At 56.4% G+C, this 21,601-nt stretch carries 21 protein-coding genes, 1 tRNA gene and 1 pseudogene; 14 read left to right on the forward strand and 9 right to left on the reverse strand.

Going from position 1 to position 21,601, the window contains the following annotated elements; all coding sequences use genetic code 11:
- Window positions 1-220: 220 nt before the first annotated feature.
- Both msrQ and msrP read right to left on the reverse strand, forming a co-directional pair.
- Window positions 221-835 carry a protein-methionine-sulfoxide reductase heme-binding subunit MsrQ gene (msrQ, locus tag AC2FLD_RS21595; RefSeq protein ID WP_496674256.1) on the reverse strand — a complete coding sequence of 205 codons (615 nt, stop codon included), beginning with the start codon at window positions 833-835 and terminating at the stop codon, window positions 221-223.
- Between the two features lie 4 nt (window positions 836-839).
- Window positions 840-1,742: a protein-methionine-sulfoxide reductase catalytic subunit MsrP gene (gene msrP / locus AC2FLD_RS21600; RefSeq protein WP_496674259.1), complete on the reverse strand. Its 903-nt coding sequence runs from the start codon at window positions 1,740-1,742 to the stop codon at window positions 840-842.
- A gap of 78 nt (window positions 1,743-1,820) precedes the next feature.
- Between msrP and AC2FLD_RS21605 the strand changes: the two genes are divergently transcribed.
- From AC2FLD_RS21605 to AC2FLD_RS21615, 3 genes are all read left to right on the forward strand, one after another.
- Entirely contained in the window at window positions 1,821-2,195 is a 375-nt protein-coding gene (locus tag AC2FLD_RS21605; RefSeq protein WP_496674211.1) for a hypothetical protein, read from the forward strand.
- A gap of 299 nt (window positions 2,196-2,494) precedes the next feature.
- Window positions 2,495-3,310, forward strand: coding sequence for a cyclase family protein (locus AC2FLD_RS21610; protein WP_496674214.1), 816 nt, complete (start codon window positions 2,495-2,497; stop codon window positions 3,308-3,310).
- 96 nt (window positions 3,311-3,406) lie between these two features.
- Window positions 3,407-4,030, forward strand: a complete 624-nt coding sequence (locus AC2FLD_RS21615) for a class I SAM-dependent methyltransferase (protein ID WP_496674217.1) — start codon at window positions 3,407-3,409, stop codon at window positions 4,028-4,030.
- A 53-nt stretch (window positions 4,031-4,083) separates the two neighbouring features.
- Here AC2FLD_RS21615 and clpB read toward each other — a convergent pair whose 3' ends face one another.
- Window positions 4,084-6,702 (reverse strand): ATP-dependent chaperone ClpB, encoded by a 2,619-nt coding sequence (gene clpB, locus AC2FLD_RS21620; protein WP_496674220.1) that lies wholly within the window; start codon window positions 6,700-6,702, stop codon window positions 4,084-4,086.
- Window positions 6,703-6,828: 126 nt separating this feature from the next.
- Window positions 6,829-7,146 (reverse strand): hypothetical protein, encoded by a 318-nt coding sequence (locus tag AC2FLD_RS21625; protein WP_496674222.1) that lies wholly within the window; start codon window positions 7,144-7,146, stop codon window positions 6,829-6,831.
- 140 nt (window positions 7,147-7,286) lie between these two features.
- Here AC2FLD_RS21625 and pyrF point away from each other — a divergent pair, with 140 nt between their 5' ends.
- Both pyrF and AC2FLD_RS21635 read left to right on the forward strand, forming a co-directional pair.
- Complete coding sequence (gene pyrF, locus AC2FLD_RS21630; RefSeq protein WP_496674225.1) at window positions 7,287-7,991, forward strand: orotidine-5'-phosphate decarboxylase; 705 nt, start codon at window positions 7,287-7,289, stop codon at window positions 7,989-7,991.
- A 336-nt stretch (window positions 7,992-8,327) separates the two neighbouring features.
- Window positions 8,328-9,581 (forward strand): DNA polymerase IV, encoded by a 1,254-nt coding sequence (locus tag AC2FLD_RS21635; protein ID WP_496674227.1) that lies wholly within the window; start codon window positions 8,328-8,330, stop codon window positions 9,579-9,581.
- 2 nt (window positions 9,582-9,583) lie between these two features.
- Here AC2FLD_RS21635 and AC2FLD_RS21640 read toward each other — a convergent pair whose 3' ends face one another.
- The gene (locus AC2FLD_RS21640) at window positions 9,584-10,444 is read right to left on the reverse strand and encodes an N-formylglutamate amidohydrolase (protein WP_496674230.1); all 861 of its coding nucleotides are present in this window, start codon (window positions 10,442-10,444) and stop codon (window positions 9,584-9,586) included.
- 148 nt (window positions 10,445-10,592) lie between these two features.
- On the opposite strand from AC2FLD_RS21640, the gene AC2FLD_RS21645 reads away from it, so the two are divergent.
- The 6 genes from AC2FLD_RS21645 (at window position 10,593) to AC2FLD_RS21670 (ending at window position 14,552) form a co-directional block, all read left to right on the forward strand.
- Window positions 10,593-10,667, forward strand: a tRNA-Val gene (locus AC2FLD_RS21645).
- A gap of 90 nt (window positions 10,668-10,757) precedes the next feature.
- Window positions 10,758-10,883 (forward strand): type B 50S ribosomal protein L36, encoded by a 126-nt coding sequence (ykgO, locus tag AC2FLD_RS21650; RefSeq protein WP_008755722.1) that lies wholly within the window; start codon window positions 10,758-10,760, stop codon window positions 10,881-10,883.
- A gap of 115 nt (window positions 10,884-10,998) precedes the next feature.
- Window positions 10,999-12,159 carry a WD40/YVTN/BNR-like repeat-containing protein gene (locus AC2FLD_RS21655; protein WP_496674232.1) on the forward strand — a complete coding sequence of 387 codons (1,161 nt, stop codon included), beginning with the start codon at window positions 10,999-11,001 and terminating at the stop codon, window positions 12,157-12,159.
- Between the two features lie 185 nt (window positions 12,160-12,344).
- The gene (locus tag AC2FLD_RS21660) at window positions 12,345-13,361 is read left to right on the forward strand and encodes a Fe(3+) ABC transporter substrate-binding protein (RefSeq protein ID WP_496674235.1); all 1,017 of its coding nucleotides are present in this window, start codon (window positions 12,345-12,347) and stop codon (window positions 13,359-13,361) included.
- Between the two features lie 118 nt (window positions 13,362-13,479).
- On the forward strand, window positions 13,480-14,034 hold the full coding sequence (locus AC2FLD_RS21665; protein ID WP_050606012.1) for a helix-turn-helix domain-containing protein: 555 nt from the start codon (window positions 13,480-13,482) through the stop codon (window positions 14,032-14,034).
- Window positions 14,031-14,552: a GNAT family N-acetyltransferase gene (locus AC2FLD_RS21670; RefSeq protein WP_496674238.1), complete on the forward strand. Its 522-nt coding sequence runs from the start codon at window positions 14,031-14,033 to the stop codon at window positions 14,550-14,552. Before AC2FLD_RS21665 ends, AC2FLD_RS21670 begins: the two co-directional genes overlap by 4 nt.
- Window positions 14,553-14,566: 14 nt before the next feature.
- On the opposite strand, the gene phhA is transcribed toward AC2FLD_RS21670, so the two are convergent.
- Entirely contained in the window at window positions 14,567-15,367 is an 801-nt protein-coding gene (gene phhA / locus AC2FLD_RS21675) for a phenylalanine 4-monooxygenase (RefSeq protein WP_496674241.1), read from the reverse strand.
- Between the two features lie 119 nt (window positions 15,368-15,486).
- Between phhA and AC2FLD_RS21680 the strand changes: the two genes are divergently transcribed.
- From AC2FLD_RS21680 to AC2FLD_RS21690, 3 genes and pseudogenes are all read left to right on the forward strand, one after another.
- Window positions 15,487-15,945: an Lrp/AsnC family transcriptional regulator gene (locus tag AC2FLD_RS21680; RefSeq protein WP_496674243.1), complete on the forward strand. Its 459-nt coding sequence runs from the start codon at window positions 15,487-15,489 to the stop codon at window positions 15,943-15,945.
- An 89-nt stretch (window positions 15,946-16,034) separates the two neighbouring features.
- A complete protein-coding gene (locus tag AC2FLD_RS21685; protein WP_496674246.1) occupies window positions 16,035-16,262 on the forward strand; it encodes a LysR family transcriptional regulator in 228 nt (75 codons plus the stop codon).
- 113 nt (window positions 16,263-16,375) lie between these two features.
- A pseudogene (locus AC2FLD_RS21690) lies at window positions 16,376-16,651 on the forward strand (oligopeptide/dipeptide ABC transporter ATP-binding protein); the annotation flags it as partial.
- 87 nt (window positions 16,652-16,738) lie between these two features.
- Here the strand turns inward: AC2FLD_RS21690 and AC2FLD_RS21695 are convergent.
- The 3 genes from AC2FLD_RS21695 to AC2FLD_RS21705 form a co-directional block, all read right to left on the reverse strand.
- The gene (locus AC2FLD_RS21695) at window positions 16,739-19,528 is read right to left on the reverse strand and encodes a bifunctional aconitate hydratase 2/2-methylisocitrate dehydratase (protein WP_496674249.1); all 2,790 of its coding nucleotides are present in this window, start codon (window positions 19,526-19,528) and stop codon (window positions 16,739-16,741) included.
- Between the two features lie 189 nt (window positions 19,529-19,717).
- Complete coding sequence (locus AC2FLD_RS21700; RefSeq protein WP_496803731.1) at window positions 19,718-21,049, reverse strand: serine hydrolase domain-containing protein; 1,332 nt, start codon at window positions 21,047-21,049, stop codon at window positions 19,718-19,720.
- On the reverse strand, window positions 20,976-21,601 hold a 626-nt coding region (locus tag AC2FLD_RS21705; protein ID WP_496674254.1), incomplete at its 5' end, for a hypothetical protein. The genes AC2FLD_RS21700 and AC2FLD_RS21705, both read right to left, overlap by 74 nt.

Consider the following 21,601-nt stretch of genomic DNA (forward strand, 5'->3'; position numbering starts at 1 on the left):
AGCAGCGCCGGTGAAGGGGGTTCTAAGGTTTACCCACAAAACCCGCAAGCAGAAAAAACAAAAAATCAAAAGTTTTTCCGTCTAATCTGTTTTTTGTTTATAATTCAAAAGCTTACCAACCTCAACACTCGCCAAGAACTGCCGAAACCTGGTGACGTCACCCCAAAATTTGTGGCGCCGACCCCTTATGCACACAGTTACCCACAGACTCGGCGGCGAGTCAGACGGAATCTGCAGCTTTGGATCTGGAAACGACACTTGGAATCGGCAACCGAAGGGCAAGAAGCGTGAGAATGATCGTTAGATAAACCAGCGGCTCGATCTGAAACCCTTTGGCAAGCATGACGTAGTGCAATGCACCCAGCAATGCGGTCGGATACATCAATCGGTGAAGCTTGCGCCAACGCCGCCCCAACCTGCGCACCGACCAGTTGTTCGATGTCACCGCCAGCGGCAACATAAGAAGGAAAGCAGCCATGCCAACGGTGATATAGGGGCGCTTGAGGATATCCGCCCAGATCTGGCTGGGAAGCTGTACATCCAATACCAGCCAAACCAGAAGATGCAGACTGACATACGAGAACGTCAGAACTCCGATGGCGCGCCGAAACTTCATCAGGTTCAAACCCGCAAACCGACGCATGGGAGTGATTGCCAGACCAGCGATCAGAATTTGCAGGGCCAGTTCACCATAGCGATGCTCCAACGCTTCGATCGGATCGATGCCCAAACCTCCGGTCAGGCCGAGATAAAACAGCCAAGGCGCAGGCAGAGCCCCTAGCAGGTACACGACCCATACCGGAATACGGCGGAATATCTGGTTCACGGCCTGCATGATCTTAGTAGTTCTTAGCCAGATCCATGCCTTCATATAGGCCGGCGACTTCTTCTTCATAACCGTTGAACATAAGGGTGGGAATCCGCTTGGCAAACAAACCGCCGCCAATGCGACGCTCGGAGGCCTGAGACCAACGCGGATGATCCACATTCGGATTCACATTACTGTAAAACCCATATTCGCGCAGGTTGGACATGTTCCAGCTTGTGGGCGGCTCTACATCGGTCAGTGTGATGCGCACAATCGACTTGATCGACTTGAACCCGTATTTCCATGGAACCACCAACCGCAATGGCGCACCGTTCTGGTTCGGAATTGTTTTCCCGTAAATTCCGGTGGCCATGATCGTCAGCGGATGCATCGCCTCATCCAGACGCAGCCCTTCGCGATATGGCCATTCAAGTATCGGGAAACGTGTTCCGGGCATTTCATCCGGGCGGTACGCGGTTTCAAAGGCCACATATTTTGCGCCCTCCTTCACACCAGCCATATTCAGAAGGTCCGCAAGTTCGAACCCGTTCCAGGGAATGACCATTGACCACGCCTCGACGCATCGGAAGCGGTAAATCCGCTCTTCGATGGTCATTTCGGACAGAATATCCTTGAAGTCATAATCACCCGGGCGATCCACCAGACCATCTATCTTGACACTCCAAGGTTCGGTCACAAGCGATCCGGCATATTTGGCCGGGTCATCTTTTCCGGTCCCGAACTCATAATAATTGTTGTAGGTCGTGATCTCTTCCCACGTGTTCGGCTCCAGCTCCTCCTGCGCCGCCGCCGTGCGTGCCATCGCGGTCAGTCCGACACCTGCCAGACCGGCCATCACCTGCCGCCGGTTCAGGAACGCCGCCCTAGGGGTGACGTCGGCTTGTGTCAAAGTATTGGTCCAGCGATGCGCCATATGGGTCTCCGTTACGTACATCTGTCTCTGTTAAGGTATAGCGCTGATAGCACAGCGCCACCGAAACAGGCGTAACGATTGAGCGAAGTGACTGTAACGTTCCCAAATCGGCCAACTCACACGCAAACCCGCTCTGAACACCGGTACCGATTATCTTCGGAAAAATCTGGCCACTCTGAAGAAAATCCGATTATCCGCGCGCAACCATTGATTGTCTCAGGTATCAAAATGCTCGTCATTAGAACCCTGCCGCTTTCCTTCGCGATACTTTGGCGCTTCATTGTGACCTTTCCGCTTCTTTTGATCGGCTTGCTGGTCTATGGCCTCATCAGCGGTGTGATCGCAGGGGTCGTTGGCGGTTTGCTCAACCTGATCCTTCCGGGTGCATTCACTCTTGTCCTGATTCTGGTCAGCGCATCCTCCAGTGTGCCGGAGGCTTACTGGGGTTTCTAAGGCTTGCTCCTGCGAAAGAGCACAGTCACGAAACTCAGGCCACGCGCGCACAGACGCCGGGCCCTGCGGCCTCGGCCCCACGCCGGTCAGCCGAAGACCTGCGCGCATTGCGAAAAAGCCGACAATCCCGACCCTGAGTTTCAAGCGTCCGGAATCCACTTATGACACAGGGCATTTTGCCTGCAACCTTTACAAAAGCGTCGGCCAACCTGCACTGTGACAGGCAGGCAACACGCGCTCTCTGGCGCGTCGCTTGTCTGATATTGCAGCCGTTCCGCCGCAAAAAGGGAGGAAGAAATATGTGTGACATCTGTGTAATGAATGCCGTCAAGGACAGGATGCTGTCTCGCCGCGGGTTCTTCAAAGCTGCAGCTGCGACAAGCGTTGCCGCTGTCGCAACCGGTGGTACGGCCCCCGCATCTCTGGCCGCAGGACATGGCGGCATCGAGGACATGAGCCACACGCTCAGCCCTGAATTCCCGACATGGGGCGGTGAGCCCGGCATTTCGGCCGAGCAGTCTTTCAACTTTGCGGATCACGGGTTCAACCTGTTCAACTTATCGATCAATGAACATACAGGCACTCATATCGACGCCCCGCTGCACTTTTCGGCGGATGGCACCTCGGTTGATGAGATTCCGGTCAATGATCTGGTCGCGCCTCTATGTGTGGTGGATATCGCCGCGCGGGCAGCAGATGATGCCGACACACGTGTCACACCAGACGATCTGAAGGCATGGATATCGGCGAACGGAGACATCCCTGACGGTGCCTGCGTGGCGATGCATTCCGGCTGGGGTGGAAAAACCGCCACAGACGCGTTTCGCAACTTCGATGGTGAGACGCAGCACTATCCCGGCTTTCATGTCGAAGCGGCGCAGATGCTGATGGAGGACACCGGCGCGCGATCGATTGCTGTGGATACCCTGTCGCTGGATCATGGCATGTCGGCAGATTTTGCCACCCATTATGCGTGGCTGCCGTCTGGTCGGTTCGGGATCGAATGCCTGGCCAATCTGGATCGGGTGCCAGCATCCGGCGCGACACTCGTTATCGGTGCGCCAAAACATGCAGGTGGCACCGGTGGGCCAGCGCGGATTTTTGCGTTGGTGTGAATCTATGAGCGAACAACCAAACTGGCTTGCCTGTATTGTTGGTCAGTTTCTCACTGTGCGCACCAAACACCTCGGGCCCAGAGGGCACACCAACATATGGAAAAGACGACTTCAGACACTACCCTGCGCTATGACACCGCCGCACCAAAATGGCGGGACAAGATGCGCACACTTGGCTACTACGATGCGTATCTTGGGTTTCTCTCAGCAGAACAACGCGCGCATGAGCCCAAGTCGCGTGTTGTTGACGTAGGCGCTGGGACAGCCTCCTTCGCAGAAGCTTGGGTCGACATTCATGGACCGCCCAGTGAAATGACACTGCTTGAACCCAGTCACGTCATGGTAAAGCAAGGCCAAGACGCATTGCGCGCGCGGGGAGTGGAGCCGAGCATTGCACAAGGAATGCTCGGCTCTGTAGAGCTCAAACCCGCTGATGTAGCCTTGGCGGCGCATGTGATCGAACACTGCCCGGACGCTTTGAATGCGCTCGAGCAGATACGCGACCTTCTGCGACCCGGTGGGCGTTTGTATCTGGTCGTGTCAAAGCCGCATTGGTGCAATGCGATCATCTGGCTGCAATGGCGACACCGCACGTTTCGTAAGGAACAGATTCTAGGTCTTCTGGAGAAGGCAGGGTTTACCTGCGACCGTGAGTTTTCTTTTCCCGCAGGCCCACCATCACGGACAAGCCGGGGTATCCTAGCCCATCGAAGGGTTTGAAGGTATTAAGATAAAGACCCGCCGGAAAGGCGGGTCTTCTGTTTTGGCCAGGCTTAATGCACCACAGCATCATCCGGGCGTGGTCGTTCTGACGTCCCCAGCCGGTCACCGATGATCAGACCGTCAGCGCCAGCCGTTACAGGCACAGTCTCACCATCCTTGATCTCACCCGCCAGCAGCGCTTCGGCCAGTGGGTTCTGCAAGGCGCGCTGAATCACGCGCTTTAACGGACGCGCACCAAAGACCGGGTCATAGCCTTCGTCAGCCAGCCATTCCTTGGCTCCATCGTCCAGCACCAGCTCGATCTTGCGGACGGCCAGACGTTTCTGCAGGCGTGCCATCTGGATATCCACAATGCCATCCATATCGGCCCGCTTGAGCCGGTCGAAGATGATGGTCTCGTCCAGACGGTTCAGGAACTCAGGTCGGAAATGCGCCCGGACTGCATCCATCACGTCGCGCTTGGCCTGTGCGCTATCGGCCCCTTCGGGCAACTGGCTGAGCGCCTGAGACCCAAGGTTCGACGTCAGGATGATCAGCGTCTGCTTGAAGTCCACGGTGCGGCCCTGACCATCGGTCAGCACACCATCGTCCAGAACCTGCAGCAGAACGTTGAACACATCCGGATGCGCCTTTTCGACCTCATCAAACAGCACAACCTGATAGGGCCGGCGCCGCACAGCTTCGGTCAGCACACCGCCTTCGTCATAGCCGACATAGCCCGGAGGGGCACCGATCAGACGGGCGACCGCGTGTTTTTCCATGAACTCGGACATGTCGATGCGCACCATCGCGTTGTCGTCGTCGAACAGGAAATTCGCCACGGCCTTGGTCAGTTCGGTCTTACCCACGCCGGTCGGCCCCAGGAACAGGAACGAACCCAGTGGGCGTCCTTCGTCATTCAGACCAGCCCGTGCACGGCGCACAGCGTTGGACACAGCCGTGACTGCCGCATCCTGACCGATCACGCGGGAATGCAGATCATCTTCCATCCGCAGCAGTTTCTCACGCTCGCCTTCCAGCATTTTCGAGGTCGGGATGCCGGTCCAGCGTTCGACAACCGAAGCGATCTGTTCCGGACGAACAGTTTCCTCAGCCATCATTGCGTTGCTTTCGGCGTTCTCGGCCTCGGTCAGTTTTTTCTCAAGCTCGGGGATGACGCCATAAGACAGCTCTCCTGCTTTCGCCAGATTGCCTTCCCGCTTCGCGATTTCCAGATCAGCCCGTGCCTTGTCGAGCTGCTCTTTCAGATCACGGGCGCCCGCCAGTTTGTCACGCTCGGCCTGCCATTGCGCGGTCATCTCTGCGGATTTCTCCTGCAGATCGGCCAAATCCTTTTGCAAGGTTTCCAGACGATCCTTCGAGGCCGCGTCGTCCTCAAGCTTCAGCGCCTCTTCCTCGATCTGCATCTGTAGAATCTGGCGATCCAGCTGATCGAGTTCTTCCGGCTTGGAATCCACCTCCATCCGCAACCGCGAGGCCGCTTCGTCGACCAAATCGATGGCTTTGTCAGGCAGGAACCGGTCAGTGATATAGCGATGCGACAGCGTCGCCGCCGACACCAACGCCGAGTCCGAGATGCGCACGCCGTGGTGCAACTCGTACTTCTCTTTTATACCGCGCAGGATGCTGATCGTGTCCTCAACGGTGGGTTCAGCCACGACAACAGGCTGGAACCGGCGCGCAAGGGCCGCGTCTTTTTCGACGTACTTGCGGTACTCATCCAGCGTGGTTGCACCGATACAATGCAGCTCACCCCGGGCAAGCGCAGGTTTGATCAGGTTGGCGGCATCCATCGCGCCGTCGGATTTCCCGGCACCGACCAGCGTGTGCATCTCGTCGATGAACAGGATGATCTCACCGGCGGCCTCGGTGACCTCGGTCAGAACCGCCTTCAGTCGTTCTTCGAACTCACCACGGTATTTCGCGCCAGCAATCAGCGCCCCCATGTCGAGCGCGAGCAGCTTCTTGTCCTTCAACGATTCCGGCACGTCGCCGTTGATGATGCGCAGGGCCATACCTTCGGCAATCGCGGTTTTACCGACGCCGGGTTCCCCGATCAGAACCGGGTTGTTCTTGGTCCGACGCGACAGAACCTGCATCGAGCGGCGGATTTCCTCATCCCGCCCGATGATCGGGTCAATCTTGCCTTCGGCAGCCGCCTCGGTCAGGTCGCGCGCGTATTTCTTGAGCGCGTCATAGCCCTCTTCCGCAGACGCGGTGTCCGCGGTGCGGCCCTTACGAATGTCATTGATCGCCTCATTGAGTTTCTGGGCGGATACGGCACCGGCCTCCAACGCCTCTTTGGCCTTGGATTTGACCATGCAAAGCGCCATCAGCACCCGCTCAACAGGCACGAAGCTGTCGCCAGCTTTGGTGGCAATCTTCGTGGCCTCGTCCAGAACCTTTGCAGTCTGGCCGTCCATGTAGATCTGGCTCGCGTCGCCGCTGACCTTCGGGATCTTGCCCATGGCCGCATCCAGCGCTTCAACCACGCGGTTCGGCGCACCGCCTGCACGTGTGATCAGGTTGCTCGCCAGCCCCTGATCATCATCCATCAATGCTTTGAGTATATGTGTGGGCTCCAACCTCTGGTGCCCCTCACGCAGCGCAATAGTCTGCGCCGCCTGCACGAATCCCCGTGCCCGCTCGGTGAACTTGTTCAAGTCCATGATATTCTCCTTTTCCAAGCGCCCCGTTTTGACATGCCCGCTTGGCGGCACATATCGGTCGAAGCCTCACATTCAATCTGGGAAATATCTTTACCGGTTCAAGAGGCTAAGACGCAGAAATCGCCACTATTCGCGCTGTATGGTAAATACGGTGTAGCCCCCGGTCTCAGCAACCTGAACTGCACCCAAATCAGCCACCAGAGACTGCGCTGCGGCACTTCCCGTCGGGCATGACACCAGATCGGCCGTGTGATCCAGGAAGTTCCCAGTAAAGGCCGTTTCACCCGTAAGCTGACACCAATCGTCTTCAGATCGATAGCCGCCCACAAGACGTAAATCATCATTTGTAGGTACCGGTGCAGCCCCGGTTTCCGGTGTTTCAGGCGGAGTTTCCTCACATGCAGCCAGCGCAACCAACACGCCCAGCACAACCAGCTTTTTCATTTTCTGTCCCTTACTGTGAAATCAAATGCTCAATTCCAGTACGATAACACAAAAGGATACGCCCTGCGTCCGGCATCTCAGATGGACAGAGTGTGCTGAACCCGCTAGGACGCAGACGTTTGCCAAAAAGGAGCGCCCCCATGTCCGATGACCGCCTTATCGTAGCCCTCGATGTCCCCAACGCCCTGCAGGGGCTGGCCATGGCTGAACGGCTGGGGGACAGTGTGTCCTTCTACAAGATCGGGCTGGGAATGCTGACCGGAGGCGGGTTGGCGTTGGCCAATGAACTGAAACAGGATCACGGCAAGCGCATTTTTCTGGACATGAAGCTGTTCGACATTGGCAATACGGTTGAAAACGCGGTGCGAGGGCTGGCGCAGTTCGATCTGGATTTCCTGACCGTACATGGCGACCCGCATGTCGTGCGTGCCGCGAAAGAAGGTGCCTCGGGCAAGGATCTGAAGATCCTCGCTGTGACGATCCTGACTTCGCTGAACCGTGATGATCTGGACGCCAGCCTTCTGAAAGACGGCGACGTGCAGGAATTGGTCGTCGAACGTGCCGCCAAGGCACTCGAAGCCGGGGCAGATGGCGTCATCGCCAGCCCGCAAGAGGCCGCCCTGATCCGCGCCCTGCCCCAAGCCGAAGGTCGCCTGATTGTCACTCCCGGTGTACGCCCTGCCGGTGCCGCTCTTGGTGATCAGAAACGCGTGGCGACGCCGGCCAACGCGGTTCAGGATGGCGCGGATCATATCGTCGTTGGCCGCCCGATTTATCAGGCGAAAGACCCAAAAGCCGCTGCCGAGGCCGTTCTGGCAGAGTTAAATTCCTTGAAAATTCACTGACTGGACCAGCCGATTTCGTCCGGTTTGTGCCTCCGGTTTGCCAGATAACAAGTTGACCTTAGGTCAATTTTTCGAAAAACCGCGCCAAATCGTCCCTGTGCCGGAAAACACACATTCAAAAAGTGAGTTTTAGAAAAGCGGTCTTCATCCTATCGAAAACCGAAAAACTTGGCGATTCTTAAGGGGAATTACTCCCCAACGGACCATTTCTTCCTGAGGTTCGTTACTTCCCCCCGCGACGTTGCGGGGGGTTTTCTTTTCATGAATGATCTTTGATCGCTGTTGGGGGATGATATAAAGGACCCCAAGCCAACTGCGGAGCACACGAGGTCGCAGATGCACGGTCTTTGCCGAGATTGCCTGACACCTTTGACGAACGAGCGGCGCTGTCACGCCTGTGGCAGCCCCAGGGTCAAGTCGCACCCCGAGCTGTTTGACCTGTCCATCGCTCATATGGATTGCGATGCTTTCTATGCCTCGGTGGAAAAGCGCGACAATCCCGAGCTTGCGGACAAGCCGGTCATCATAGGTGGCGGGAAGCGGGGCGTAGTGTCGACGGCGTGTTACGTGGCCCGAATACGCGGCGTAAAATCCGCGATGCCCATGTTCAAGGCCCTACAGCTCTGCCCGGAAGCCGTCGTGATCAAACCGCGCATGTCCGTTTACGCTGAAGTGTCGCGCGATATACGTGCCATGATGGATGAGCTGACTCCGGTCGTCGAACCACTCTCTCTGGATGAGGCGTTCATGGATCTTTCCGGCACCGAGCGATTGCACGGGGTACCCCCGGCCGTCATGCTGGCGCGTTTGGTCAAACGCATGAAAGAAGAGTTGGGCGTGACGGGGTCTATCGGGCTGAGCCACAACAAGTTCCTGGCCAAGGTCGCTTCAGATCTCGACAAGCCGCGCGGCTTCTCGGTTATCGGCAAGTCCGAGACGGCAGACTTCCTGAACGACAAACCCGTAAGGCTGATCTGGGGCATTGGCCCAGCAGCACAAGAATCGCTGGACCGGGCAGGGATACGAACGTTCAACGATCTGCTGCGCTGGGATCAGGAGGCACTGACTGCACGCTTCGGCGCAATGGGGTATCGCCTGTGGCATCTGGCCCGCGGGCAGGACAAACGCCGTGTCTCGGCGCATGAGCCGATGAAGTCGATCAGCAATGAGACCACATTTTTCGAAGACACCGCCAACCTCGAGATTTTAGACGGGCATTTGTGGCGCATGGCCCTGAAAGTCTCGGACCGGGCCAAAGCCAAGGATCTGGCGGGGCGAGTTGTCACGCTCAAGCTGAAGAAGGCCAACCACAAGACCCTGACCCGACGCGTGTCCCTTCGGGATGCGACGCAGATTGCCGACCGGATTTATCGCACGGCAAGGGGGCTTTTCGATCAAGTGGGTGATCAGGGACCCTATCGGCTTTTGGGGTGTGGCCTGTCTGATCTGTGCTCGGCAGATCAGGCCGACATCTCGGGCGACCTGCTTGATCCCGGCGCCGCCCGCAGATCGCAGGCGGAACGGGCTACCGATGAGATCAGGCAAAGGTTCGGCTCAGATGCCATTGTGAAAGGCCGCGCGCTGCGCTGAGGTTACTCTGCCGCCAAACGAACCGGTTCCGACCCGATGCTTGCAATTTCGCGCACCACCTGTCGCAAGAGTTTCGAAAACGCCATGAAATCAGCGTTTGGTGCGATCCTCTCTTCGTCCATGTAAAGCGCGCGGTCGATTTCGATCTGAATGGCGTGCTGATGGCGACCCGGACGCCCGTAGGTCTGGGTGACATAGGCCCCGGCAAACGGCGCGTTGCGCGCCACGTTGAGACCTGCCGAGGCAAAGGCCGATTCGACAAGATCCACGACTTCCGAAGACGCGGATGCACCAAACCGATCCCCCAGCACGATCTCGGGTCGTTTGCTGCGGGCCGTGCCGGCCATGGAAACGGCCTCATGCGGCATAGAATGGCAATCGACCAGAATCGCCTGACCAAATTTCTCCTGCGATTCGGCCAGCAGGGATTTCAGCCGAGCGTGATAGGGTCGCCAGTACGTATCGATGCGCAGCCGCGCTTCATCCATGGTCAGCTTTCCGCTGTAGATCGCGCGACCATTGGCCACGACGCGGGGAATCACTCCCAACCCTGAAGCAACGCGGGGATTGTGCCCATGTCTGCGCGCACCGCTGATCAGGGCCGGGTCCAGCTCGTCGAGGCTGCGATTCAAATCCAGATATGCCCGCGGCATGGCTGCTTTGATCAAAGGCGCACCGTTTTCCGCCGCAGGCGCAAATAACTGGTCCACGAATGCATCTTCTGATGACCGAATCACATTTTGATTCAACACGGATCGCTTCAGAAAAGCCGCCGGATACTCTCGCCCGCTGTGAGGAGATGAAAAAACCACGCACGAGGTGCGGTTTTCGGGCATGTCCAAGACATAGGCTGCGTTATGCATGATCCCTCCATGTTCGTAATCAACATAGACCGGAAAATAGTTCTTCCAAACCCCTTGAACCCCTGAACGACTCCTTTTATAGACCCCGCTACCGGCGCGGGTATCCGCGCCCCATTTCGTTATGGGGCTGGGCACGCAAAGGGAAAGTGGGCGGTTAGCTCAGCGGTAGAGCACTTCGTTGACATCGAAGGGGTCACAAGTTCGATCCTTGTACCGCCCACCATCGTTTCATTGTTCCGGGTTTCCGGGACACCCGCTAACCCAGGCGCTGGCCACGTCCTTGATGAAGGCGCCGCAGATTGGAGACAGACCCATGAAGGTCAAGAACTCGCTCCGCTCGCTCAAGAACCGGCACCGTGATTGCCGTATTGTGCGTCGCAAAGGCCGCGTCTACGTGATCAACAAGACGCAGCGCAAGTTCAAAGCTCGCCAGGGCTAAGAACTGCACAACACTGTTTTGAAGAACCGCGCTTCCCAGCGCGGTTTTTTTTTGTTTTCTGCAACTTTGGGCGTGTCGTGTTACACTTGCTCCGATAATACGGAGCGCGAAGACCATGCTGGAACACGGCATCGATGTGCTGGTGGGCACGACCAAGGGCGCCTTTATAGTCTCTGGTGCCCAGGGCAGATCAGACTGGAAAGTATCGGGCCCACATTGCGACGGCTGGCCGATCAACCACGTCATCGGTGATACCGAAACTGGCACTCTTTGGGCCGGAGGCGGCGGCGACTGGCATGGTGCCGGTGTCTGGAGATCTGAAGATGGCGGTGAAACCTGGGAGGTGACGAAACTCACCAACGGTCAAAGGGACGAATGGGCCGCGAACGACCCTGATTTTGCCCAGATGATTGGCTGGACCGGAGAGCCCGCGCCTTTCGCTGACGCGTTTTCGCAAATCTGGTCTCTGCGCCATGAGCACGGAGCGCTATACGCTGGAACTAAACCGGCCCGTCTGCTGGTCAGCAATGACGATGGTCGGACATGGGACACAGTAGAGGGTCTGACCAACCATCCTTCAGCACCTGACTGGAATCCTGGCGGCGCGGGTCTGGTTCTGCACACGATCGTGGTGGATCCAAATGATGCCAAAAAGCTTTGGGTTGGCATCTCAGCGGCAGGTGTTTTTGCGTCCGAGGATGGTGGTGCGAACTGGGAGCGACGCAACAGATTGTCCAATGCCGAAGCCTGTGCGCACCACGATCATCCTGCGGCCCCCAGAGATGGCGAGACAGGTCATTGCGTCCACAACATGGTTCAAGCCCCGGGAACCACGGATCTGCTGTATCAACAAAATCACCACGGGGTTAGGCGTTCGCCCGACGGAGGGCGCAGTTGGGAGGACATCACCGAAGGCCTACCGTCTACCTTTGGGTTTCCGATCCATGTTCACCCGCGCGACCCTGACACGATCTGGACATTGCCTTTGAATGGCGACAGCATCGGGCGCTATCCGCCGGATGCAGCGGCTGCAGTGTGGAAATCCTCCAACGGAGGTGCAACATGGCAAGATCAGCGGCGCGGCCTGCCACAGGAGAGCTGCTATTTCACTGTATTGCGCCAGGCCATGGCTGGAGACCGCCGAGACCCTGCAGGCATCTATTTCGGGACCAACAGCGGATCTGTTTTTGCCAGTGTTGACGAAGGGGATACCTGGGAAGAAGTGGCGCGCCATTTGCCTACGATCCTTACCGTTGAAATACTCGATCGCGGGTGATCCACTTGGTTTTGATCCCTCTTATTCAAACAACTCGCTGATGATGGGGTAAATCCCACATCATCCCCTGCGATTATTTGACCAAGTAAATCTGTCGGATTTCCTTGCATCCCGCCGAGAATCGTATAATTGAGAAAATCAGTCGGGTTACAGACCGGCACGAAATTCAATTGTTGGGACACACTATGCTGAAATCCACAACCTGCCTGGCTGCCGCTCTGTCGGCATTGGTCGCGACCTCCGCCACCGCCGAAGGTGAACTGAACCTGTATTCGTCGCGCCACTATGATACTGACGAACGTCTGTACACGGACTTCGAAGACGCCACTGGCATCAAGATCAACCGGATCGAAGGCAAAGCCGACGAGTTGATTGCGCGTATGGAAGCGGAAGGCGCGAACTCTCCTGCAGACGTGATGCTGACAGTCGACACCTCGCGACTGGCGCGCGCCAAGGATGCAGGCATCCTGCAGGCGATCGACAGCGAAATCCTGGAAGACCGTGTTCCCGCCAACCTGCAAGACACAGACAACCAATGGTTCGGCTTCTCACAGCGCGGGCGGATCATCTTTTACAACAAAGAGAACGTCGCCACCCCCCCAGCCACTTATGCCGATCTGGCAAAGCCAGAATACAAAGGCCTGGTCTGCATCCGGTCGTCGACCAATGTTTACAACCAGACCCTGCTGGCTTCGATCATAACCCACGAAGGCGTAGACGCGGCCAAGTCCTGGGCAGAAGGCATTGTTGCCAACATGGCGCGTGATCCGCAGGGCGGTGACACCGACCAACTGCGCGGCATCGTTTCTGGTGAATGCGATATCGCCGTGTCGAACACGTATTACTTTGCGCGTTCAATCCGCAAAGACGTCAAAGGTCTTTCGGCTGATCGCGACATGATCAGCTGGGTTTTCCCAAACCAGGACAGCTATGGCGCGCATATGAACCTATCGGGCGGCGGTGTTGCGGCGCACGCACCAAACAAGGAAAACGCGATCCTGTTCCTCGAATATCTGGCGAGCGATAAGGCGCAACAATACTTCTCGTCGGGCAACGACGAATACCCAGCCGTTCCAAGCGTAGAACTGGCCGAGTCGGTTGCCACACTGGGTGAGTTCAAGGCTGACGGAGTGAATCTGTCCGAAGTTGCCAAGAACATTCCCGAAGCACAGAAGATCTTTAACGAGGTTGGCTGGAAGTAATCTTCCAAATCGCTGACGGCTTTAAAGGGTGCGGAGTTTTCGCACCCTTTTTTTGTTTGCATTTTGTTTTTTTCAAAGTATTTTTCTCTTATATGAGAATTTTTCTGCCATGTGCTCTATGCTTGATACCCTTTCAAACCGCCTTGCCAATCGACTGAATGAGCTGCGTCGCGGGCGCGGGTGGTCTCTGGACCAGCTATCTGAGCACAGCGGCATCAGCCGTGCCACTCTGTCACGTATGGAGAAGGGCGATGTCAGCCCAACGGCAGAAAACCTTGGTCGTCTCTGTGCTGCGTATGACCTGCCAATGTCACGACTGCTCATGATGGTCGAGGACAGTTTTGATCCCAAGATCCCGCTTGAACGTCAGACCGAATGGAGCGATCCCGAAACAGGCTACACCCGCCGCGCGGTTTCACCCCCCGCCAATGGTCTGAACGCCGAGGTCGTTGAAGGCCATCTGCCCCGGAACACGGTCATTACTTATGATACGCCTCCCAAATCGGGGCAAGAGCATCACCTGATTCTGATAGATGGAGCTCTTACGCTGACCGTCGATGGAACGCCGCACAGCCTGAGCGCAGGGGATTGTCTACGCTATCACTTGTCTGGCCCGACCCGGTTCGAAACAGGCGTGGCACGGGGTGCCCGATATCTTCTGGTGCTGGTATGATCACACGTCTGACCGGTTCCGATTTTGACGCAGCACTGGATGATCTGACCGATATTTTGCACGCCTGTGTCCATGATGGGGCCAGTATTGGCTTTATCCTGCCATTTACTCAGGAAGACGCGCGGTCCTATTGGCAGCAGAACGTTCAGCCCGGTTTGACCGCGGGCGCATTGGACGTCTTTGCAGCGTATGATGGCCCACGCGTTTTAGGCACCGCGCAGCTAATCCCGGCCACGATGCCCAACCAACCCCACCGCGCCGATGTGGCAAAGCTTTTGGTTCACCCAAACGCCCGGCGTCGTGGATATGGCCGTGCTTTGATGGAGGTATTGTTTCAACGCGCCCGCGACTTGCACCGCACGATGCTGGTATTGGACACGCGCAGCACCGATCCCTCTCGGCTGCTGTATCAAAGCCTCGGGTTTCAGATTGCAGGGGAGGTACCGAATTATTGCCGCAACCCGTTCGAACCCAGGTTGGAGCCGACAACTTACATGTACAAAGACCTGTCCGCCTGAAGGTGGCGGCGCGACTACTCTGCTGCAGTGACCTTTTCGGGAAACTTGTTTGGCAGCAACCCCAAACCACGCGCGTGCCGAATATCAGCCAGAAGGTCACGCTCGGCCGCTTCAAACAGATTCTCAGGGTCATCCAGAACGAAATACCCCATCTGGTGCATGTCGATCCGGTACGGCGTGCGCAGGATGGTCAGGATGTCAAAGGGGTCCCGGTCCGGGATGTCGCTGCTCACGGCATAAACCAGCTCGGTCGGCGAAGACGCCAGTCCCGATCCCAACGCTTTGATCTGGCCGTCCTGCCGGCGCAAACCGAACTCGATGGAAAACCAGTACAGCCTGATCAGCCACGCATAATCCGCATCCGTCGCCTGCTGACCTGCCCGCCCGATGGCATGGCTGAACGCGGCAAAGCGCGGGTCGCTCAGCAAAGGGGTGTGTCCGAAGATCTCATGAAAGATATCCGGCTCTTCAATATAGTCGAAATCCTCACGTGACCGGATAAAGGACGCTGCGGGAAAGACGCGATCCGCCAGCATACCAAAAAACGTCTTGAATCCGATCAGGGCCGGAACCGGCTGTACCCGCCACCCCGTCATGTCCAGCAACCGATCCGAGATATCCGCGCAGGACGGTACCTTGGTCTTCGGCAAATCCAGCCGGGCAAGACCGTCCAGATATTCGCGCGCCATATAACGCTGCACATTCTCCTGTTGCGCTGCATATAGATCCGTCCAGACAGCGTTTTCTTCATCTGTATAGGCAATGTGGCCGCGCGCGTCGGCGATCTTGGCGACGTATTTGGTCGATTTAGGCATCCGTATCCTCCTGCTTGGAAACAGGATACCGCGCCAAGCCTGGCAGATTTGTTTTGATAAATGATAATTCTGCACTAAAATGAACGAAATAATTCACCTTCCCTGAATCGGTGCAACAAATGCTCCATCCTGCCGACATCGATATCCTGCGAGAGCTTCAGATCAGTGGACGTCTGTCGATGCAGGAGCTGGCAGATCGGACCGGGTTGTCGGCCTCGCAATGCTGGCGACGTGTACGCGATCTTGAAGCAAGCGGAGTGGTTACAGGATATCGCGCGCAAGTCCCCGCCAAGGCGGTTGGCCTGAATGCCATCGCCTATGTTCATGTTGCACTCAAGGACCATCAGGAAAAAAGCATCGCCGATTTCCTCCGCCTGGTCGAAACTGAACCGCAGATCGTCGAATGTGCCTCGATCACCGGGGATCATGATTTCATTCTGAAAGTCTATGCCAAGACGCCCGAGGATCTGGAGATTTTCATAATGCAGCGCCTGTTGAAATCCGGCCTTGTCCGCGACACCCGCAGCAACTTCGTTCTACGGCAAACCAAGACCCGCGGACCATTGCCCATCCTTTAACGGTGTACGGTTGTGCGCGTTTTTGATTGTGTCCCACCCGGTAGAAAAGCGAACCTCAGTTTAAGCAAAACCACGAGGCGGATACCCTTGTGAAATCTAAGATCAATCTCAAGAAACTGCAGGCTCTGGAAGTGGTAACTCGGCTTGGTAGCTTCACTCTGGCCGCAAAAGATCTGGGTGTCTCTCAGCCAACCGTTTCCAATTTGGTCGTCTCGCTCGAGCAACAGTATCAATGTCGTCTGCTTGATCGATCAGGGACCACAGTCACGCCAACGCCGCTACTCAACACGATCAGAACCGCGACGAGATCAACGTGATCGATTATCTGGGTCAAGGTAAACCGACGCAGGGTGTTCCGGAGGAGCCCAAGACTGTTTCGTTCATCTCGGACGACGTACTGGCCCGCGACATCGCATAGGCCCCGACCAAAAAACTGTTCTTCGCACCCAAGCATCCGTATACACATGCCCTGCTCAGCGCGATTCCAACTGCTGACCCGGATGCAGTGTTCGATCCGATCCGGTTGCAGGGTGAGATTCCAAATCCGCTGGCTGCCCCTTCCGGATGCCGGTTCCATACACGCTGCCCGTTTGCAAAAGAACGATGCAGTTCGGAACAGCCCGAATGGCGTGAGCTTGATCCAGAGCATTTTGTAGCGTGCCACTATGCCGACGCGTTCGACTTCAGTCGGAAACGCAACAACTGACCCAACAGCGCTTAAGCTTTGTTCACAAACGAAAAACCCGGCCACCTGAGGGGCCGGGTTTTCTGTTTTTCCAATCTAAGACTGGCTTCAGAAGTGAGCTGACTTCGTGCCCGCCGGTTTTTCCATCGGCGGCGCGAACTTAGTCAGATCGATGCCTTCAACAGCGGTCTTGTATTCGTCGATATTGGGCGTCCGACCCAAGATGGCCGACAACACCACAACCGGGGTCGAAGCCAGCAGGCTTTCGCCTTTCTTGTCGGGCGCATCTGCCACGACGCGGCCCTGGAACAGACGGGTCGAGGTGGCAAGAACCGTGTCACCCTTGGCGGCTTTCTCCTGGTTGCCCATGCAGAGGTTACAGCCCGGACGTTCGAGGTACAGAATGTTCTCGTACTCGGTACGTGCTTGCTGTTTCGGGAACAGGTCGTCGAATTCGAAGCCCGAGTATTTCTCGAGCACTTCCCAGTCGCCCTCTTCCTTCAGTTCGTCGATGATGTTGTAGGTCGGTGCCGCGACTACCAGCGGTGCCTTGAATTCGACTTTACCGGCTTCCTTCTCAAGGTTCTTCAACATCTGGGCGACGATCTTGATGTCGCCCTTGTGCACCATGCACGACCCAACAAAGCCCAGATCCACATGCTTTTCAGCATTGTAGTACGAGATCGGGCGGATCGTATCGTGAGTGTAACGCTTGGAGACATCGGAGTTGTTGACATCCGGGTCGGCGATCATCGGCTCTACGATTTGATCCAGATCGACGACAACCTCAGCGAAATATTTCGCGTTGTCATCGGGTTGCAGAGCAGGTATTTCACCCGATTTGATCCCGGCGATGCGCGCATCCGCGATATCGATCAGCTTTTGCAGCATACCGTTTTCATGCTCCATGCCCTTGTCGATCATGATCTGGATACGCGACTTGGCCAGCTCCAGCGAGCCGATCAAAGTCTCATCATTCGAGATACAGACCGAGGCCTTGGCTTTCATCTCGGCAGTCCAGTCGGTGAAGGTGAAAGCCTGGTCCGCCAACAGCGTCCCGATATGCACTTCGATCACACGGCCCTGGAAGACGTTGTCGCCATGCTGTTCCAGCATCTGCGCTTGTGTTGCGTGCACCACATCGCGGAAATCCATATGATCCGCCATTTTGCCTTTGAAGGTTACTTTGACCGATTCCGGGATCGGCATCGAGGCTTCGCCGGTCGCGAGCGCCAATGCCACGGTCCCCGAGTCCGCACCAAAGGCCACGCCCTTGGACATACGGGTGTGGCTATCGCCACCGATGATGACAGACCAGTCATCCACGGTGATGTCGTTCAGCACCTTGTGGATCACGTCAGTCATCGAATGATAGACGCCTTTCGGGTCACGCCCCGTGACAAGGCCGAAGTCATTCATGAACTTCATCAGGCGCGGCGTATTGGCCTGTGCTTTCGCATCCCAGACTGACGCAGTGTGACAGCCCGACTGATAAGCTCCATCAACGATCGGGGACACGACAGTGGCGGCCATCGCCTCAAGTTCTTGCATGGTCATCAGGCCGGTGGTGTCCTGCGACCCCACGATGTTGACCTTTACGCGCACGTCCGAACCTGCGTGCAGGGTCTTGCCCGGCGTTGTGCCCACGGCGTTCTTGTTGAAGATCTTCTCGACCGCGGACAGACCCTGACCGTCGTGGCTGATTTCTTTGGATGGTGCAAAAACCAGTGGCGCTTCGACGCCCAGTGTTTCGGCCGCTAATGTCTGCAGCTTCTTGCCAAAGACGATGGCGTAAGAACCACCAGCCTTCATGAATTCCACTTTTTGGGGAGTGAAAGACGAGGACACGTCGACCAGTTCGTCGCCATCTTCACTCAGCAGTTTTTGGTCTTTGGTGTTGATCTTCAGAACCGTACCTGTGGAGACCGAATACTTCTCTTCAAGGATCGGGTTGCCGTCGTTGTTCAGGATCGCGTTGCCGTCTTCGTCCACCTTCTTGACCCAGTTTTTCAGGTCAAGACCGATGCCACCGGTTACACCAACGGTGGTCAGGAAGATTGGCGAGATGCCGTTCGTGCCCGCGACGATTGGGGCGAAGTTGACGAACGGCACATAGGGGCTGGCCTGTTTACCGGTCCAAAGCGCCACGTTGTTCACGCCGGACATACGCGACGAGCCCACGCCCATGGTCCCCTTTTCAGCGATCAGCATGACGCGTTTACCAGGGTGCTGAAGCTTCAGATCCTGGATTTCCTGCTGCGCTTTCTCCGAGATCAGGCATTTGCCGTGCAGTTCGCGATCAGCACGCGAGTGCGCCTGGTTGCCCGGCGACAGCAGGTCAGTGGAAATGTCGCCTTCGGCAGCAACATATGTGACGATTTCGATTTCCTCGTCGATGTCGGGCAGCTTGGTGAAAAATTCGGCCTTGGCATAGCTTTCCAGGATGTCCCGCGCGATTGTGTTTCCTGCCTCAAGCGCGGCCTTCAGACGGTCGGTATCAGCATCATAGAGGAAGACCTGCGTTTTCAGTACCTCGGCCGCTTTGCCAGCAATTGCAGCGTGATCACCCAGAGCAAGATCCAGAAGAACCTCGACCGAGGGGCCACCTTTCATATGCGACAGCAATTCGAACGCAAAGTCCTGCGAGATTTCTTCGACGTCCGCTTCGCCCAGAATGATCTCTTTCAGAAAGCAGGCTTTTTCACCGGCGGCGCTGGTTGTACCAGGTAGCGTGTTGTAGATGAAGAAGTTCAGCGAATCCGCGCGGTGTACGTTTTGGGGATCGCGAATCTGATCAATGACCTCTTTCGCCAAGGCTCCATCGTCGATGGGTTTAGGGTTTAGGCCCTGCTCTTTGCGAGACTCGATTTCGTTCAGATATTCAGTATAGAGGCTCATGACGTGTCCGACCATTTAGCTGGGTGTACCGGTGGTGATAAGACCGGCAGTTTCTATTTGTATGCGGCGGTATACTAAAAGTACAGCTCATGCAAGTCTTCCACCTGCGACCCGGTGTCCTGAGCCGATTTCAAACCTGCCCAGATCCCGGTGGATCTGGCCGGTACGGGACCAGGAAAAAGTGGTCTGCTAAGTCGGATCGTCCCCAAAAGCTGAAATCAACGCCTGCGCCAACGGCAAAGAGGAGTAGCCCAATCGAGATGGGGTTAACCCCATCCGAAGAACGACTATATCATGAGACGGGAAAACACCGATGAACTGACCATCGTGCCCCTGCAGCCAATACGCGTCTTCAAAGGGCGGGAAATCTCCCGGAGGCTCCAGCCAAAGATGCCCCTTGGCATAGCGCCCGTCCGATGCAGCAACCGGCTCGACCATCCAGTCCACAAACCCTTCGGGCAAGATCCGGGCATCGTCCCAAACCCCCTTTTGCAACAAAAGCTGACCAAACCTGGCCCAGTCACGGGCTGTTGCATACAAATAGCTGGACCCGATGAACGTGTCGTTGACATCCGTTTCAAGGATCGCCGAGGTCATACCCAGTGGCTCAAACAACGCGGTCTGCGGATATACCAGCCCACCATCAGGCAAGTGGTCCTGCCACACCCGCGACAGAATTGTGGTTGTCCCCGAGGAGTAATTGAAATCCGTACCCGCTTTGGCTTCGGGCGCCCGATCCGCTGCAAAGCCAGCCATATCATTGCTGAGATACAGCATCCGCGTCACGTCCGAGACATCGCCATATTCCTCATCCCATTGCAATCCGCTGGTCATCGACAACATATCGGCCACGGTAATGTCCCGGCGGGTGTCCTCGGCCCAATCCGGAAAGCTGTCGACCAGGTTATCCGATAGGTTCATCCGACCGGCTTCAATCAATGTACCGATCAGCCCAGCCGTGACTGTCTTGGTCATAGACCAACCCAGCAAAGGCGTTTGCGCGTCGAACCCGTCGGCATAATTTTCTGCAACAATGCGCCCGTTTCGAACCACGACTACGGCGCGGTAACCTTCGCCCAGCAAACTCTTGTCGGACATGACGGTCTGAATCTGTTGGTCCTGTGACAGGGCAACGTCGTTGCCTTCTGGCCAAAGGCCCACAGCTGAACGGGTGGGCGCAACAAGCGACTGATCACTCAAGGCCGCATCATGAACATTCGTGCAGCCCAGCCCTTCGCGGAACTGCGATGTCGCGGGGGCAAAGAACCGAAACAGCCGCGCCTGAACTGTTTGCGCTTCTCGGTCAACGTCGATCGAGACCTGTTTGAGCAACGGATGCCCCGGGGCTTGCACATCCACCGACAGCACCTCTTGTGGATCGCGCCCGGCAATAAAGACGTTCGAACAAACGATTTTTGCAGAGTAATTCGTGCCGACCTTCAACAGGTCAGGTGGCGCAATCAGAAGGTAGCCGACCAGCCCCAGACCGCCCAGAACAACCAGCCCGGCAATTACTTTCAATAGTTTTCCAAACATCCGCAAGAACTGCCTTTGCTGCTGTCTTTTCAAAAAACGTTAGATGCAATCGGGCCGGTTTTTCTACACTTCCGTTTACTCCGTCACAACTGGATCCATGGACGTCCGCTAGGACAATGCTTTGACGCCCAAAGTCAACGACCGTCCAGCCTTGGTTTAGCAAGGAGTGCGCCTTTTCACTAACCCAAAAGTGCGACATGAATCCGCCAGTGCCGCAGTAAAGAGATGCGGCGCTCGAACACGCAAAACCAGACTCATTCAGAACCCAGTCGCGTTGTAGATCTCCGTCGAGATCCACCCTTTCAACCGCGCCCCAATCTAAGTCAAACTGACCGTTGTTGAACTCTGCGCAGGCCTGCGCCGCCAGATCAACCTTTGCCCGCAACCCGGTGGGAAGTTGCGAAACGTCAGCCGCGAAAGCTGGTGAATTCCAAATTAGAACCGATACAAGCACAATCCCGGAAACCAAACATTTAAACTGGCTTACCAATTGGGAAATCGGTTGGAGGGGGGCATCAATTGCATTGATCATACCTA

Source organism: Ruegeria sp. CDSA021, assembly GCF_059612325.1.